12 protein-coding genes are annotated in these 16,575 nt (G+C 40.5%); 10 read left to right on the forward strand and 2 right to left on the reverse strand.

The window, feature by feature from the left end:
- Window positions 1-29: 29 nt before the first annotated feature.
- The 5 genes from FN809_RS15145 (at window position 30) to buk (ending at window position 5,418) form a co-directional block, all read left to right on the forward strand.
- Window positions 30-989 carry a 3-hydroxyacyl-CoA dehydrogenase family protein gene (locus FN809_RS15145; protein WP_142534382.1) on the forward strand — a complete coding sequence of 320 codons (960 nt, stop codon included), beginning with the start codon at window positions 30-32 and terminating at the stop codon, window positions 987-989.
- Window positions 990-1,027: 38 nt separating this feature from the next.
- On the forward strand, window positions 1,028-2,245 hold the full coding sequence (locus FN809_RS15150) for an acetate/propionate family kinase (RefSeq protein ID WP_142534383.1): 1,218 nt from the start codon (window positions 1,028-1,030) through the stop codon (window positions 2,243-2,245).
- Between the two features lie 210 nt (window positions 2,246-2,455).
- Window positions 2,456-3,352: a bifunctional enoyl-CoA hydratase/phosphate acetyltransferase gene (locus FN809_RS15155; RefSeq protein ID WP_142534384.1), complete on the forward strand. Its 897-nt coding sequence runs from the start codon at window positions 2,456-2,458 to the stop codon at window positions 3,350-3,352.
- A gap of 32 nt (window positions 3,353-3,384) precedes the next feature.
- On the forward strand, window positions 3,385-4,311 hold the full coding sequence (locus FN809_RS15160; protein WP_142534385.1) for a phosphate acyltransferase: 927 nt from the start codon (window positions 3,385-3,387) through the stop codon (window positions 4,309-4,311).
- Between the two features lie 30 nt (window positions 4,312-4,341).
- Window positions 4,342-5,418 carry a butyrate kinase gene (buk, locus tag FN809_RS15165; RefSeq protein WP_142534386.1) on the forward strand — a complete coding sequence of 359 codons (1,077 nt, stop codon included), beginning with the start codon at window positions 4,342-4,344 and terminating at the stop codon, window positions 5,416-5,418.
- Window positions 5,419-5,891: 473 nt separating this feature from the next.
- On the opposite strand, the gene FN809_RS15170 is transcribed toward buk, so the two are convergent.
- Complete coding sequence (locus FN809_RS15170; protein ID WP_142534387.1) at window positions 5,892-6,383, reverse strand: mechanosensitive ion channel domain-containing protein; 492 nt, start codon at window positions 6,381-6,383, stop codon at window positions 5,892-5,894.
- 341 nt (window positions 6,384-6,724) lie between these two features.
- Here FN809_RS15170 and FN809_RS15175 point away from each other — a divergent pair, with 341 nt between their 5' ends.
- The 5 genes from FN809_RS15175 (at window position 6,725) to FN809_RS15195 (ending at window position 14,556) form a co-directional block, all read left to right on the forward strand.
- Window positions 6,725-7,870 carry a universal stress protein gene (locus FN809_RS15175; RefSeq protein WP_142534388.1) on the forward strand — a complete coding sequence of 382 codons (1,146 nt, stop codon included), beginning with the start codon at window positions 6,725-6,727 and terminating at the stop codon, window positions 7,868-7,870.
- Window positions 7,871-7,885: 15 nt separating this feature from the next.
- Window positions 7,886-9,985 carry an amino acid permease gene (locus FN809_RS15180; protein ID WP_246095613.1) on the forward strand — a complete coding sequence of 700 codons (2,100 nt, stop codon included), beginning with the start codon at window positions 7,886-7,888 and terminating at the stop codon, window positions 9,983-9,985.
- A gap of 240 nt (window positions 9,986-10,225) precedes the next feature.
- Complete coding sequence (locus FN809_RS15185; protein ID WP_185957580.1) at window positions 10,226-11,527, forward strand: cation:proton antiporter domain-containing protein; 1,302 nt, start codon at window positions 10,226-10,228, stop codon at window positions 11,525-11,527.
- Window positions 11,511-13,712 carry a T9SS type A sorting domain-containing protein gene (locus FN809_RS15190; protein ID WP_142534391.1) on the forward strand — a complete coding sequence of 734 codons (2,202 nt, stop codon included), beginning with the start codon at window positions 11,511-11,513 and terminating at the stop codon, window positions 13,710-13,712. Before FN809_RS15185 ends, FN809_RS15190 begins: the two co-directional genes overlap by 17 nt.
- A gap of 463 nt (window positions 13,713-14,175) precedes the next feature.
- Window positions 14,176-14,556 (forward strand): hypothetical protein, encoded by a 381-nt coding sequence (locus tag FN809_RS15195; protein ID WP_142534392.1) that lies wholly within the window; start codon window positions 14,176-14,178, stop codon window positions 14,554-14,556.
- A 305-nt stretch (window positions 14,557-14,861) separates the two neighbouring features.
- Here FN809_RS15195 and FN809_RS15200 read toward each other — a convergent pair whose 3' ends face one another.
- A complete protein-coding gene (locus FN809_RS15200; protein WP_142534393.1) occupies window positions 14,862-16,526 on the reverse strand; it encodes an ATP-binding protein in 1,665 nt (554 codons plus the stop codon).
- Between the last annotated feature and the right edge of the window lie 49 nt (window positions 16,527-16,575).

Here is a 16,575-nt window from a genome sequence, read left to right on the forward strand (position 1 = left end):
TACATTATAAAAAAACAAATACAATATAGATGGCTGAAATTTTAGTTGAACCTATTGAAGGTTATGCGCTAAGTAAAGGCAAGAAAAGAGGTGCAACCCTGTTTTCTAAAATTGGAGTTATAGGTTGCGGTAAGGAAGGACAAAGTATTTCCCGTATTGCCAGCTGGCATGGTTTGGATGTGGTTTTTTTAGAGCTTTCCAACGAAAAAATAGCACGTGCACTCGATAATATCGGAAAGGAGCTCGATAGCCGTATCGAAAACTGGGGACTTACGCCCAGCGAAAAAAAGGCCATCATGAGCCGTATAAAAGGGACGCTCGATTACAAGGAACTGGCCGATTGTGATTTTGTGATCGAAGCCATTCGTTCCGATTCGGCCGCACATCGAAGCATAGATGAGCGTAAGGCTGTATTTAAAAAGATTGAGGAGATTGTACGCGAGGATACTATTATTGCTACAAACTCCACTACCATTATCATCACCGAGCTGGCCTCCGAAATGAAAAAGCCCGAAAGGTGTATTAGCCTCCACTTTTTTGTTACCTCCCCCGAGGCTAAGCTTATTGAAGTGGTTAAAGGTTTATATACTTCCGAAAAAGTGTACGAAAGGGTTTGCACCTTTGTAAAGCTGATCAATCGCGAAGTAATTCCGGTAGAGGAGTCCGCAGGCTTAATAAGCGTCCGTTTATACGTTACCCTTTTAAACGAGGCGTGTCAGGTGCTAATGGAAGGGGTGGCCACGATGGCTGATATCGACAAAACGATGAAGGTAGGTTTAGGTATGAGGTTCGGACCGTTTAGAACAGCAGATATTATTGGTTTAAATAAAATTTCGAAATGGATGGATAATCTCTACGAAGAGTTTGGTAACTCAAAGTATAAGCCAAACCCAATGATTAAGAGGTTGGTGAGAGCCAAGCATTTAGGAATGCAAACCGGACAGGGTTTTTATAAGTATGATGATAACGGTGTACTGGTTACGGAATAAAACGTTTAATTAATAACGCAAAGATTTAAATCAATAATATGAAGATATTAGTTCTGAATTGTGGTAGCTCCTCAATAAAGTATCAACTGATCGATATGAATGACAATGGTCATAAAGTATTGGGCAAGGGGGGAGTCGAAAAAGTTAGCCTAAAAGGGTCTTTCTTAAAACACGAAAAAGAAAACGGTGAAAAAGTCCTGCTCGAAGGTGAAATATTAGATCATCAAACAGGTATCGATTATATTTTAGGTGTGCTCTCCAGTAAAAAACATGGCTGCATTGCTAATTTGGAAGAGATAGATGCCGTTGGACATAGGGTGGTACATGGGGGCGAAACATTTAACTCCAGCGTTTTTATCACCAACCATGTGATTGAAAAAATGAATGAGTGTATCGATCTGGCTCCCCTGCATAATCCACCAAATTTGAGCGGTATATATGCCGTTGAGCATTTAATGCCCAATGTGCCGCAGGTGGGGGTCTTCGACACGGCATTTCATCAAACCATGCCCAAGCATGCTTATATGTATGCCATACCTTATTCCTTATATCAAAAATATGGTGTACGCCGATATGGCTTTCATGGTACCAGCCATAAATATGTGGCCGAGAGGGGCTGTGAGATGCTAGGATCCGATTACAAAAAAACAAAAATAATCTCTTGTCATCTCGGAAATGGAGCCTCAATTGCGGCCATCCAAAATGGGCAATCGGTGGATACCTCCATGGGATTTACGCCTCTTGAAGGTTTAATGATGGGTACGCGCGCTGGTGATCTGGATATAGGTGCGGCAACTTACATCATGGATAAAGAGTTGATTGGGACAAAGTCGGCCAGTGTGCTTTTTAACAAACAAAGCGGTTTGCTCGGCATAACGGGTATTTCGTCCGATATGCGCGAAATAAGGGCCGCCGCCGAAGAAGGAAATGAAATGGCGCAAATGGGCTTAGACATGTATGCCTACCGAATTAAAAAGTATATCGGATCCTACGCTGCCGCAATGGGAGGGGTAGATGCGATCCTATTTACAGGCGGTATAGGCGAAAATGCGTTTACCGTGCGAGAGCAGGTCTGCTCAGGATTAGAGTATATGGGCATAGAGATGGATGGACAGAAAAATAGCACTGTCTTTGGTCAGGAAGCCATTATAAGTAAATCGGGTAGTAAAGTAAAAATTTTGGTAGTGCCCACCGATGAGGAATTGGTAATTGCCCGTGATACTAAACGTATTGTAGAAGAGTTGGCCAATAGGTAAACCATTTTAGGCTGGTTCTGCAAGCGCGGGCTGCCGGATATAATCATTTATTTTACAGATAGAAAAAACAAATAATCTATCAAAACCTTGCTATTTAAAGGCGCAGCACTATTTTGTAAAAAAATAGTTGTTGCGCCTTTTTTACGTATAAAAATCATATTTATATTGATGTATGCGATGTATTTTAGAACATTGAAAAAATAGAGGTCTATGTACAAAAAACTATCGGATTTAGAGCGTTTGGTTAGCAATAAAAAAGAGCGTAAAATATTGGTGCTGGCTGTTTCGCAAGATGCTTTTTCGCTCAATGCCGTTTATAAAGGCTATGTAGCAGGGTATATTATGCCGGTTTTGATTGGCGATAAGGCATTGACCGAGGCTATTATTAACGAAAATAAATTTGATTTTAAAGATGTCCGTATCATTGACGAACCCAATCCCGAAAAATGTGTGGAGCTGGCTGTGAAGATGGCACATGATGACGAAGTGCAGATACTAATGAAGGGTAATGTGCCTACCCCGGTGCTTTTAAAAGGGGTGTTAAATAAAAGTTGGGGCTTACGGACCAATACATTACTCTCACATTTTGCCTTATTTGAGGTTGAAACATATCATAAATTCATTGCTATCACCGATGTGGCCATGAACATTGCTCCCAACCTGAAAGATAAGATAGCTATTGTAAACAACTCAGTGGGCTATTTAAATAAGATGGGCATTGCCAATCCTAAAGTAGCTGTACTAGGTGCTATTGAAATGGTAAACGAGAGTATGCAGGCTACTTTAGATGCAGCCTTACTATCAAAAATGAATCAGCGCGATCAAATTAAAAACTGTACTATTGATGGGCCATTGGCCTTTGATAACGCCATAAGTTTTGAAAGTGCCAAGCATAAAAAAATAAAAAGCGCAGTAGCCGGAGATACCGATTTATTATTGGTGCCTGATATTGAGGTGGGTAATGTATTATATAAAACACTGGTGTTTTTTGCTAAAGCGAAAGTAGCCTCTGTTATTTTGGGTGCAAAAGTACCTATTGTGCTTACCTCACGCAGCGATTCCGAAGAATCGAAGTATTACAGCATTGTTTTAGCTGCCATAGGATGATTTTTTATTTTATAGTAATATTTTAAAGCTGTATGGACCATCCAACAACAAAATTAGCACAAATACCCGAATTTGTTATTGGCTTAAAAAAACGATTCAGAGCAGCCGTTGTTGCACCTGAAGACACTCACACCTTGGAGGCGGTTGTAAAATCATCCCGGGATGGGTTTATATATCCTATTTTAATAGGTGACAGTGCCATCATTTCAAATTTATTACCCGCATCTTTTGCACAGGATAATAGCCGGTTTGAAATAGTAGCATGTACAGATAAAGCCGAAGCTGCCAAGCTTGCTGTTGCAATGGTAAAACGTGGAGAGGCCGATATTGTAATGAAGGGTCTTATCCGTACCGACTTATTACTAAAAGCTGTTTTAGATAAAAAAAAGGGTTTGATGAAACCGCAAGGTGTATTAAGCTACGTTTGTGCCATGGAAATACCAGCCTACCCTAAACTGTTGCTAATCACCGACCCTGCTGTATTACCTTTCCCCAACCTGCAACAAAAAGTAGCAATGGCTAAGTATGCCGTTGAAATGGCTCATAACATAGGCATAACAAAACCTAAAATAGCCCTGATGAGCGCTTCGGAAAAAGTATCTCCTCATTTTCCTAATTCGCAAGAGTACCAAACGATGTGTAAGATGACGAATGAAGGGGAAATCGGAAATTGCATCATGGACGGCCCGTTAGATTTATTTTTAGCCTGCAACCCGGCCAGCGTAGCACTTAAAGGTAGCCATACCCCTGTGGCTGGAGATGCTGATATACTGCTGTTTCCTTCTTTAGAAGCAAGTAATCCTTTTTATAAAAGTTTAATGCTGTTTGGAGGTGCTGAGTTGGCCGGACTAATAAGCGGAACCACTCATCCGGTGGTTGTAATGAGCCGCAGCGATAGTTTTAAAACTAAATATTATTGCTTGGCACTGGCCTGCTTACTGGTTGAAAAAAGTTGTTAATCATAATTGTTAATAATTGAAAAATAAACTATGGAAATTTTTAGAGTATTGGTCATTAATCCGGGTTCTACCTCTACCAAAATTGCGGTTTACGACAACGAAAAATCTATTTTTTTAAAGAATATCAAACATCCGGCCCACGAGCTGGAACCCTTTAAAACTATTGCCGATCAGTACGAGTTTAGGAAGGAGGTAATACTAAACGAGCTGATTAACGCCGACATAGATATTGAACGGATAGATGGTGTTATGGCACGAGGTGGGCTCGTAAAACCCATTTCATCTGGTGTTTACGAGGTCAATGAAGCCTTAAAGCGCGACTTGCGTATAGGTATATTAGGTCAGCATGCCAGTAATCTGGGCGGATTAATAGCCGACGATATTGCCAAGTCCTTGCCTCATGCCAGAGCTTTTATTGCCGACCCGGTAGTGGTGGACGAGTTGGAAGAAGTAGCGCGAATTACCGGATGCCCCAGCATGCCGCGCCGATCCATATTTCATGCTCTTAACCAAAAAGCCGTAGGTCGTTTGTTTGCTCGAACCCGTGGGTTTGTTTATGAAGAGTTAAACCTGATAGTGGCTCATATGGGTGGTGGTGTTTCAATTGGTGCACACAGGCAGGGTAAGGTAATCGATGTAAATAATGCCATCGACGGCTACGGACCTTTTTCGCCGGAGCGTGCCGGCACATTGCCCAGTGGTGCTTTGGTGGATGCATGCTTTAGTGGTAAATATACTTACGACGAGATGAAAAAGATAGTTACCGGAAACGGGGGCTTGGTAGCTCATCTGGGTACAAATCAGGCTTACGAAGTGGAAAAAAGAGTGAAAGCAGGTGACGAACATGCCAAGCTTATTCTGAGTGCAATGTGTTATCAAATAGCCAAAACAATTGGAGGATGTGCAGCAGTGTTAAAAGGTAAAGTAAACGGTATTATTCTTACCGGCGGTATTGCTCACGACAATTTTGTAATCAATTATATCAAAGAAATGGTCGATTTTATTGCTCCCGTAGCCGTTTATCCCGGCGAGGACGAAATGACAGCACTTATGCAGAACGGCCTAATGGTACTGCGTAACCAGGTGGAGTGCAAAGTGTATGCGTAATGTTGTATCCGTATTAACCCCGGCTTTTGCAAACCTAAACTAATAAATATTTACAAGTTAATAATGCATGAATAGTCAAGGGTGATTCTTTATCCGCAGTATGCCTCTTAGGCCGATGTTTGATTCTTGTATGCTGTTTGGCAGATAGCTAGTCGATTATATTTTTAAATATTACTCGGCTTCGAGTGCTTGCTTTGCTAAATCCGGAAGCTTCCGGTTTGTTTGGAGCTCCCACGCCGGGCACAGGCAGTGCAAAACAGCTGGTAATATTTTCTGCGGGCAGCTCTCCATACTTCGGGGATAGAAGCGCAGTACCTGGGCTGTCTTTGCTGGCGCCCTTCCGCTTCAATATGAGAAGAGAAATTGGATCATCCATATCATTATCGCTTGCAGGGTAGTGTTCCGGCAGAGCCTGCGCCATAGCATTACGTAAGTACATTTTTACAGCAGAAAGCCTGAATGGTTTGCGGACATCACTTGTTCTTCTTTATCATTTTTTGCATAAAAACCGAACTTGGTATGGTTACGTATTCACCATCTGTAGTTTTAATGATAATAAAAAATATACGTATGTCGCTGATTTGCCCTTCCATGTTATAGTCTTTATCAAGGATGGTTATTCGTTCACCAATACGTATCGGATGACTAAAAAAGATGATGAGCGTGGATGTAATATTGGAAAGTAACGACCACTGTGCAACAAAAGCGATGCCTACAATGGTCAGTAAGGATGATATAAACAGAAACAGATCCGACTGATCGATACCCCAAATAATAAATACAAATCCTAAAGCCACAGAAAACAGAAGCAAGGAGATCAGTTTGCTGACTATCTTTATACGGGGCTTGTGATATTCAAATTTTAACGATACCTTTTTAATAAGTTTGTTAATCAAAAATTTAAGCAGTAAAAATAAAACTGCTACAACCACCGATTGAATTAATTTGATTTTATATTCGTCCATTTGCTTTTAATATAGGGTTTTATAAAAAACATACGCTTGTAATCTTTTGTTCTTATAGGTGTAATAGAAACGGGCGAATCTAATAAATTTATTGGTTTTTTTGCTGCTTTATTGTACAATACGATAAACAAAATAAGTATAGAAAAAAGCTATGGATATTATATATTTATTTAGCATTATGCTATCAATATATCAGAACCAAAGACCTTTAGTTTTGTTTATATAGAACAATTGTCACAGGAGGTAATAAATTATAACAATTAATTTTTTGCCTGAATGCTGGCATCTTTATGTCGTAAAAAGGCCTTGTATATTTTATAAGAACCCAAAATTATGATCATATGAAACTACTGGAAAAAATATTAGTAGCTGTTGATGTCAATAAAGATGTAACGGATCAGATAGATGTAGCAATTAATATTGCCCGGACGTACAATTCACAAATAATTATCGTTTATGTAATCCCAAAGGAAGTATTGCATCCCGATATAAGTGATATTGTAATTAAAGCGGTAAAAAAATCATTGCTTGATGTGAAAGAAACACTTGAAAATGCCGGGGTAGATGTGGTCGATCCCATCATCGAAAACGGCAAGCCCGGCGAAAGGCTGCTTCAGGTGTCCGCCGATCACAATGTTAACCTTATTCTTGTAGGATCCGGGGGGAGCAGTAACAACAATTTTAAACTGGGCATCACAGCCCATAAACTCATCCAGCTATCGGATAAACCGGTTTGGATAGTAAAAGCGGGAGGAGAAACTAAATTTAGCAATATCCTTTGTCCGGTAGATTTTTCCGACCCATCGAGGCGAGCCTTGAAAAATGCCATTTTACTTACTAAAAAATTCAGGGCAATGCTCAGGATACTGAACGTATATAAACCTTTTACCAATATTACGCCACGCATACAGGTGGATATGGAAAAAGAAAATGCCGATTTGTTATTGCAGCAAGAGTATTATATGGACGAGTTTTTAAAAGAATTCGACCTCAGCGATATAGCTTTTAAGGTGGATGTGAAACCCGGATCGGTGCACGAAATAATATTGCAAACCATAAAAAAACAGGGTCACGATTTGTTGGTTATGGGTACCAATGGACGCTCGGGGTTTAACCGATTTATGATGGGTAGCGTTACGGAACGTGTTGTACGAGAAATGCCTTGTTCGTTTGTAACCACAAAAACCCACGATATGTTTCAATTGAAGTTTGATACCGAAATAAAGGAAATTGAAGTACATCTCCAAAATGCCCGGGTGTTACTTCAAAAAGGGCTGTATAAAGAAGCCATAGGGCAATATCAGATGTGTTTGCAAATTAATGATATGCATATACCCTCCATGTACAAGTTGGCCAATATATATAGAAAGATAGGGGAGGAGAAGAGAGCTATCCATTACGATAATATGGGCAAAGACCTATTGAGCAAACTGTGGGATGAAAAGATAGAGATTGAAATTAGGAATCATTATAAATCAGGTATATAAGGCAGCATCGTAATTATGAAACTAAAAAAAGAACTGGGCTTATTTGATGTTTTTGCCGTGAGCACGGGTGCCATGTTTAGTTCGGGTTTTTTTCTGTTGCCCGGCCTGGCATCGCAATATACCGGACCATCGGTTATCCTGGCCTACCTGGTGGCCGGGGTGCTTATATTGCCTGCCATGTTCAGTATTGCCGAAATATCTACCGCACTACCACGTTCCGGGGGAGCTTATTTTTTCTTGGATCGTAGTTTAGGTCCTATGATGGGTACCATTGGTGGTATTGGCACCTATGCGGCTTTATTGTTAAAAACTGCTTTTGCACTGGTAGGAATAGGGGCTTATGCCTCAATATTTTTTGACATACCCATTAAGGAAACGGCTGTGGTTTTTGCCGTAGTATTTACTCTTTTAAATATTTTGGGTGCTAAAAAAACGTCGGGTATTCAAAAAGTTTTTGTTATTGTATTGCTATTGGTGCTCACCGCTTTTATTGTGGATGGTGTGTACCATATTTTCTGGGCAGAACAATCCGCAGTAACTTTTCAGAAAAGGGAATTGGTTCCGTTTTTTACAGGTGGGGCCGAGGGCTTTATCTTTACAATAGGTTTTGTTTTTGTGTCGTACCTGGGGCTTACACAGATAGCCAGTGTGGCCGAAGAAATAAAAAATCCTGATAGAAATATTCCTTTGGGAATGGCTTTGTCGTTGCTGGTTACCGCCTTAATATATGGCTTGGGCGTTTTTATTATGGTGGCCGTAATTCCAAATGATGCGCTCGCCATCGATCTGGCACCGGCAGCAACCGCAGTACAGCAGTTGTTCACTTGGCTTCCTCCACGCACGGGATTGTATATCATTGTTTTAGCCGCCTTGTTTGCCTTTGCCTCAACAGGTAATGCCGGTATGCTGTCCACTTCGCGCTTTCCCCTGGCTATGGGCAGAGACAAGTTGTTTTCGGAAAAATTTACCAGCATAAGTCGCTTTGGTACGCCTGTGCCCGCAATATTGCTCACAGCAGGACTTATCGTATTGTTTATCGTTGTTCTTTCCGAAGAGGGTATTGTTAAATTAGCCAGTACCTTTCAATTGTTTATTTTTGTTGCGATCAACTTTTCTGTAATCGTATTTCGCAATAGTAAAATTGCCTCCTACGATCCCGGATTTAATTCGCCACTGTACCCATGGATGCAAATTTTCGGTATACTAACTTCCTTGATGCTGATATCCTTCATGGGATGGGTGCCTATCTCATTCACTATATTTATAATTTTATTAGCCTACCTGTGGTATGTTTTTTTTGTGCGTAGCAAGGTAAAACGCGAAGGCGCCATCTTTCATTGGTTCGCTTTGCTCGGCAAACATCAGCACGACGACCTGGAGGGCGAGTTTTTGACTATTTTGCGTGAGAAAGGAATGCGACAGGACGATCCTTTTAACCAGACTATCGTGCGGGCAAAAATTCATGAGGTCGATCAGCAAAAGAAATTTAAAGATATTGTAAAGCTTGTTGCGGATGCTTCGTCAGAGGAAATAAATACCGATAAAAAGCTTATTCAACAGGAGTTTTTTAAATCAAATCCTTTCGATGCTGCCCTAATGATTCCGGAAGTGATGCTGCTCAATGCCCAAATACCAAATATTGATCACCCGGTATTACATATTGTTCTCTCAAAAAATGGTACTACTCAAACGATTGAAATAAACAACAAAAAACATAAGAATACCATAAAAGTATTTTTCTTTTTGATTAACGATGCTGAGCAAACCAAACAACAACTGCGCATGCTCACAGGCATATGGGATATTGCAGAACGTGACTATTTTGTGCAAGATATACTTGCACTTGAAAATAAAGGCAAAATAATAGAATATCTGTTGCACAGTAAGCAATACATCACTTTTAAACTCACAAAAGATTCCGCTGCTGCAGAGTTTATCAATAAAAAATTAATTGATGTAAAATTGCCCCCCGATGTACTGGTGGTTTTTATTGAGCGAGGTATCCATTCCTTTGCCCCACATGGTAAAACTGTGCTTCACGAAAATGATATCCTCACCATCATTGGCGAAACAAGTTCGATAAATAATCTTTATGACCGGTATGTTTTAAAATAAAGCTTACGGTTTTGAATGTAAGGTTCCTGAAAAACCATTGTACCCTATAAAAATTGGGATAGAGGCCTTGTGCAGCAAAATGAGCATTCGCCTTGGAATTCCATTCTGGACCAATTAAAAACCCCAAACCAGCCCATATTATACCTGTCATTCATATGCATGTCAGCCAAAGGTAATGTAATGGCAACTTTTTTATTTATCATTGTACTCTCTAAATTTTAGCAAGCAAATATGGAATTATTGTCGATACAAAATGTAGTAAACGGAGATAACATGGCTTATTTTCTGATTATTGGAGCCACCCTAATTATTATTCTATCGTACATGTTTTCCATTATTTCCCAAAAAACGGCGGTGCCCAGCGTTATCCTGTTGATATTACTCGGTTTTTTCAGTAAAAAAATATTCAATATTGGTATTGAGGATGTGAATTGGGTTTTCCCCTTGGAGATATTGGGTATAGTGGGATTGATGCTTATTGTGTTGGAAGGTGCATTGGATTTAAAGCTAAGCAGAGAAAGATGGCCCATGATATGGAAATCTGGGTTAATAGCACTTGTTGCCTTATTTGTTAATGTATTCATCTTTACCTTCGGTATTCAGCTTATTATTGGCAACCTCGATTTCCTGACGGCTTTTATCTATGCCATACCACTCTCCATTATTAGTAGCGCAATAGTTATACCCAGTGTAAATCAGTTGGAGGAGGAGAAAAAAGAATTTTTAATCTACGAAAGCACGCTGTCCGATATATTTGGCCTGATATTATTTTATGCCGTAGTAAACAATGTACATACCACCGAAGCAACAACCATCGGTATAAATGTGGTTGCCAATTTGGCCGGTACATTAGTTTTGTCGGTGGTGGTTGGGTATTTTATGATTATCTTTTTTCAACGAATCAACACCCAGGTAAAACTCTTTTTGTTTATTTCCGTATTACTATTGTTATATGCGGTGGGTAAGGTGTTTCATTTGTCGTCGTTGCTTATTATATTGGTTTTTGGATTGATACTCGAGAATAGACACATCTTTTTTTTCGGGCCGATAAAAAAGTTTTTACGCGAGAATCAGGTAACACAGGTATTAAACGATTTTAAGCTATTGACCGCGGAAAGTGCCTTTGTGGTGCGCACCTTTTTCTTTTTTGTGTTTGGTCTTAGCATAACCATTGCGGGTATATTTCATACTTCGGTAATGTTGGGTTCACTTGTTTTCTTGGTTCTTATTTTTGTGGTGCGATGGGGGCTCTTTAAGCTGATAGTGAAAAAGAATTTTATGCCCGAAGTGTTTATTGCACCGCGGGGCTTGATTTCCGTACTGCTTTACTTTGCCATACCAGAGGAGTTTGTAATCAACGATTTTAATACCGGTATCTTATTGTTTATCATCCTGGGCACAAGTATAACCATGGCCTGGAGCCTGGTGCATTATAAATTGGGTAAGGGTGGACGTATGAAAAAACTGGCCGAAGTGCGGAGCTCATTTTTAAAAGGACATAAAACAGAGGAAACAGATAGTGAAAATGAAGACAAGGAATAATCAACTGCAGGTATCATTCAAAAGCAGAAAGTTTGGTGTTATTTTGCTTTTAACCATAATAACATCTGTTGCAGCAGTTAAAGCACAAATAAGCGCACCGGGCAGTCCGGCATTCAGTCTGGATGTGAATGAGCTGTTAAAAAATGTCGAGGAACTTCCATATACACCCGGCAAGGCACAACTTAAAGAAGCACGCATAATAAATAAAGATGAGCCATTAAAATTTGCGCATCAGTTTACCGTTAATTATACGCCGGATAACTCGGGTACATGGACACAACTGGATAACGGCACAAAAGTATGGCGCTTGCTTATCAGCTCACCCAATGCCTATAGTATCAATGTAATTTTCGACAGGTATGTGCTTCCCCCGGGAGCCAAGCTGTTTATCTACAATACGGACAAAAGCGATATAAAAGGTGCATTTACCGATGCCAATAATCAGCCTTCCGGTATCCTGGCTACGGTTCCTGTCCGCGGCGATCAGGTGATTGTGGAATATCAGGAGCCGGCAAAGGTTCAATTTAAAGCAGAACTGATGATTGGAGCAGTAAATCACGATTTTTTGGGGATACACAACTTAAAAAGTACAACTTCGTTTAATAGTTCCGGATATTGTAATGTGGATGTTTCGTGTTTTGATCAGGATAATAACCTGGATGTGCGACGTGCAGTGGTTAAAATAATTATCGATGGACAAGAGCTATGTACCGGAACCATGATTAATAGTGCGGGCAGCGAAGCAAAACCATATTTAATCACTTCGGCTCATTGCTATAAGCTGGATGCCAGTGCCAATACCACCCTGTTGTATTTTAATTATGATGTGCCTTATTGCTCAGATATAATTGAAGCCTACCCGGAGCATACCCTTTCGGGTGGGGAAGCCAGAGTAATGGTTAATGAATTGGATATTGCTCTGGTTGAAATGTTTAACATGCCGCCTGCATATTATCGCCCGTATTTTGCCGGGTGGACTTTAAACCCGGAGCCCACCGGATTGTTTAAAGCCATTCATCATCCGTGGGGCGACGTAAAAAAAATAGCCACCTTTGACGGAACAATTGAGGCAAGCAGTTTTAATTCGTACTTTAACCGTCCGTATGCGCAAGTTGATAACTTTCATTGGCGGGTGGCACAGTGGTCAACAGGAACCACTGAGCCCGGTTCGTCGGGAGGCCCTTTGTTCGATGGCAATAATAATTTTGTCGGTGCCTTATCGGGTGGTGCTGCTACCTGTTCATCGCCCGTAAACGATTATTATTGGCAATTTTATAAGGCGTGGGATCAGAAAACGGAAAGTAACCAACAATACAAAGCCTGGTTAGATCCGCTGAACTCCGGGGTGCAAAGTTTAAATGGTGCCAACCCCTATGAACAACAAGCCTTTGTGAGGTTAAGTAACATCGAAAAGGGTGATAGACCTGCCAATTCAACTCTAATTGGGGGGGGATACCTGAGTGGGCACAATGGAATTAAAACAACGGCCTATGCCGAACGCTTCGACGGAATAAAGAAGGCAACAATAAAAGGGATTTACCTGATGCCCGGCAAATCACCGCAGAGCTCGTCTCAAACGTTTAATATATCGCTTTGGCAAGGCACTAATGAGCCTGAAACTATGCTTGTAAAAAAAGAAGACATAGCGCTTAATTCGCTGCGGGCAAATCGGGAGGGATACCTGGAGTTTGATACCCCGATAACGGTGAATGGGAGCTTTTTTGTGTCTTATGAAATCAACTATAACAATACGCCCATCGATACTTTGGCCGTTTATTATGCGGCACGAACGCAAAAAAGCAATAATACCATGCTGGCATATCATCAGTCCACCGGATGGAAATATGCATCGGAATTGCACGAAAATAAAAACTACAGCCTATGGTTGGATGTGCTGGCCGAGGCCGTGGTGTATGGCGATACGCAAATCATTCCTGATACCCGATCCGAAGTAGTTATTTATCCGGTGCCCACAAAAGGAAACACCTTATTTATAAATTCCGGAGGATATTTTATTCAAACTGTTGAGGTTAGGGATGTGCTGGGGCGCTTGTGGTCGGTAGCGACGGTAAACCAGGCCGGCGAAAACCTGCCCATTGAAATAGGGGTATTGCCCAATGGTGTTTATATTCTTAAAATACGTACAAAAAATAATTGGCTAAGCAAAAAGTTTATGGTAGAGTAGGGAGCTTGTGTTCAACAACATCTTACACCTAAAGCGCAACAGTGCATAAAATGTGGGTTAACCTATTCTTCGTTGCTGGAAGAAACGGATGTGATTTATGATAGTGACGCTGATTTTATGTGCCTTTTTATACTCGTTTAAAGGTCTTTGACGGGAGGATCCATGCGCTTAACAGAATGGATATCCTATTGGGGAATTGCAGGTTTGTTGCGGGTTAAACTGGGCGCAATGGTTTTGATACAACTTTTAATGGATGGTTGATAGGGTGGGGATATGTACAAACTAAAAGTCAAATTTATCAAATAGTCCATACCTGCAGCCAGAGGCTTTGCCCCATCCTTCACTTCGTTGATCATAAAATAGGTCCACTTATCCCTGTATAGGTTTCTTAGCCCCAATCTTTTTGATGGGTAGAAATGCGCAACTATATTTGGACATCATTAATCAATTAAAAAAATAAGACATGAAAAATGTATGGATGATTATTGCCACTGTAACACTAATGGTTGTTAGCATGAATGTAAAAGCAAAAGAGGCCGGCAAGAGTGACAAGGGCATATTGGGTACCTGGAAGTTTGAAGTGAACGAAGCTCCTTATGATTATCAGCGTGGAAAAACAACTTTTTATCAAGAGGATAGTCTAGTGAGGGTAAAAATAGCTTTTAAATACGAAACCATAACGGGCAGTAAACTTAAAATAGACGGTGACAAGGTAAGCTTTAATGTGAAAGTTCAAGGTGAACTGGTTAATGTTGCTCTAAAGTTGGAGAACGATGCGTTAATCGGTAAAGCTGTAACATGGGAAGGGGAGCTGCCTCTGGTGATGAAAAGAGAGGTAAAGTAAAGTAAAGTAATGGATTAAGGGAGTACTAAAAAACCTTTTTGTGCGTAGGCGAAAGCCAAAGGACAGGTTATAACGCAGCTAAATAAAAAGATAGTATTGTATCAATTCTTATAGAAGGGGAGGGCGTGGGAGTGTAAACTGAATTTAATTCCTCCCGGGGCGAATCGACCTCCCTTCATTATACTGGGCACTTGTCCCGGGCTATTACCCGGACAGGTTGTTCCGAACTTGAATAGGAAGGCTTTGATACCCCGCCTGGTGGCAGAATGGTTATACTTAGATGCTTACATCTCAATATCTGAAACTTACCCTACCCTTTCGTGGTTGGGGATACGAACATAAAAGGTGGTGCCCTTTTGCGGTTCAGATTCAACCCTGATTGCGCCATCCAACAGATCTACATATCCCTTTGTAATGGATAGCCCCAGTCCGGAACCTTCGTAAGCTCTCGAATAAGCCCCTTCACCCTGTTCAAACTGATTGAAAATTGACGCTTGTTTGTGCTGTGCAATACCTATGCCCGTATCGCTCACCCAAAATTCAGCAAAATCTTTACCAATATGGTAGGTCACCTTTACATAGCCCTCGCTGGTAAATTTTATGGCATTCTTTATTAGGTTGGTGAGTATGGAGTTTAGTTTATGTTCGTCTGAAACAAACGGCTGAGCGGAAGTCGTTTCTTTTTCCTCCAGAATAAGTTGAATTTCTTTTACTTTTGCTTCGCGGATGAAAAAATCATGCAGTTCAATCAACATATGTTTAATGTTCATTTCTTTGTGTTGAGCTTGCTCAATGCCCGATTCCAGTTTAGAAACATCGATAATGTTGTTAATGGTTTCTAACATTCGGTTTCCGCTTTGTTCAATAACCTGTATAAATTGCTCTTGTTCCTGTGACGAGTAATCCGCCGTTCGTAATAGTTCGGTAAAACCCAGAATGCCGTTCATGGGAGTTCTAATTTCGTGACTCATATTCGCTAAAAAGGCCGATTTCATCCTGTCACTTTCTTCTGCCTTATTTTTTTGCTCTTCCAGTTCTTTCATTATTTCAGAATTCACTTCCAGTTGATGCTGAAGGTCTTTGGTTTTACTTCGAATCCTCGTTTTTAAAACATAGTTTGCGGTTAAAAGAAACAGGGATAGAACAGAAATAATAATTCCGGACAATAAAAAATATTTATAATAACTCTGCCAGGGGTTACTCCTTTTAGCGTATGGTTCAATCCACTTGTTGTAAATTTGTTGGTATTGGCCGTTGGCCAGGATCACTTCTAATCCGTTATTTAAAATTTCAGCAAGTTCGGGCGATGATTTTGCCACCTTAAAGCCCATGCTACGTTCTAATAGTTGATGATTTAATGAATGGATGTAGTCTTTGCCAAGTTTTGTGGCGTAGTACATAGCTGCCACCTTTTGGGCTACAATGCAGGTAACATCTTTTCTGTCGAGTGCCATCACCAGTTTTTCGTAGTCATTCACAAAAATGAATTCTGCCGTTGGGTTAATGGAGTGCACATAGCGTATCAGTACATCGTTTTGCCATAAGGCCACAAGTGGTTTTTTTAAAGATCTGAAATACTCAAGCGAAAATTTATTTTTGTAATTGCCGTTGTATAAAAAGCAGTGTGAAGTGTTTATGGTTGATCGGGTGTAGATGTAATCGTTATCGGGACTTCCCGGATAATGGGTGCCGGCAATGGCGTGTATTTTTCCATTGTTCAGTTCCTCATTAATCGAATACCATTCACCCCCCTGTAGGTTTATGTCGGTGTCGTAGATATCCTGGATGGCATTGAGGATGTCAACATTAAATCCAACCAAGTCCTCCTCTTCGTTAACAAAGTTATACGGAGGATAGCTGTTGCTAAGCTTAATTTCGTATTGAGCCTGTAGGCTTTTCGAAACAAGTGCCGCCAATAGTATGAAGAGTGCAACGGTATGACGCATTGAGAGATTAAATTTTGCTCTCAAATGTATAAATTTTTAAATAAAATTGGTGTAAAGTCCAGTCATATCTTCT

The organism is Saccharicrinis carchari (assembly GCF_900182605.1).
GTDB classification, from domain to species: domain Bacteria; phylum Bacteroidota; class Bacteroidia; order Bacteroidales; family Marinilabiliaceae; genus Saccharicrinis; species Saccharicrinis carchari.

Excerpts from the sequence above, each read along its gene's own strand:
- buk (WP_142534386.1), top strand. The coding sequence starts at position 4,342 with ATGGAAATTTTTAGAGTATTGGTCATTAATCCGGGTTCTACCTCTACC.
- FN809_RS15170 (WP_142534387.1), bottom strand. The coding sequence starts at position 6,383 with ATGGACGAATATAAAATCAAATTAATTCAATCGGTGGTTGTAGCAGTT.
- FN809_RS15175 (WP_142534388.1), top strand. The coding sequence starts at position 6,725 with ATGAAACTACTGGAAAAAATATTAGTAGCTGTTGATGTCAATAAAGAT.
- FN809_RS15180 (WP_246095613.1), top strand. The coding sequence starts at position 7,886 with ATGAAACTAAAAAAAGAACTGGGCTTATTTGATGTTTTTGCCGTGAGC.
- FN809_RS15150 (WP_142534383.1), top strand. The coding sequence starts at position 1,028 with ATGAAGATATTAGTTCTGAATTGTGGTAGCTCCTCAATAAAGTATCAA.
- FN809_RS15190 (WP_142534391.1), top strand. The coding sequence starts at position 11,511 with ATGAAGACAAGGAATAATCAACTGCAGGTATCATTCAAAAGCAGAAAG.
- FN809_RS15160 (WP_142534385.1), top strand. The coding sequence starts at position 3,385 with ATGGACCATCCAACAACAAAATTAGCACAAATACCCGAATTTGTTATT.
- FN809_RS15155 (WP_142534384.1), top strand. The coding sequence starts at position 2,456 with ATGTACAAAAAACTATCGGATTTAGAGCGTTTGGTTAGCAATAAAAAA.
- FN809_RS15195 (WP_142534392.1), top strand. The coding sequence starts at position 14,176 with ATGAAAAATGTATGGATGATTATTGCCACTGTAACACTAATGGTTGTT.
- FN809_RS15145 (WP_142534382.1), top strand. The coding sequence starts at position 30 with ATGGCTGAAATTTTAGTTGAACCTATTGAAGGTTATGCGCTAAGTAAA.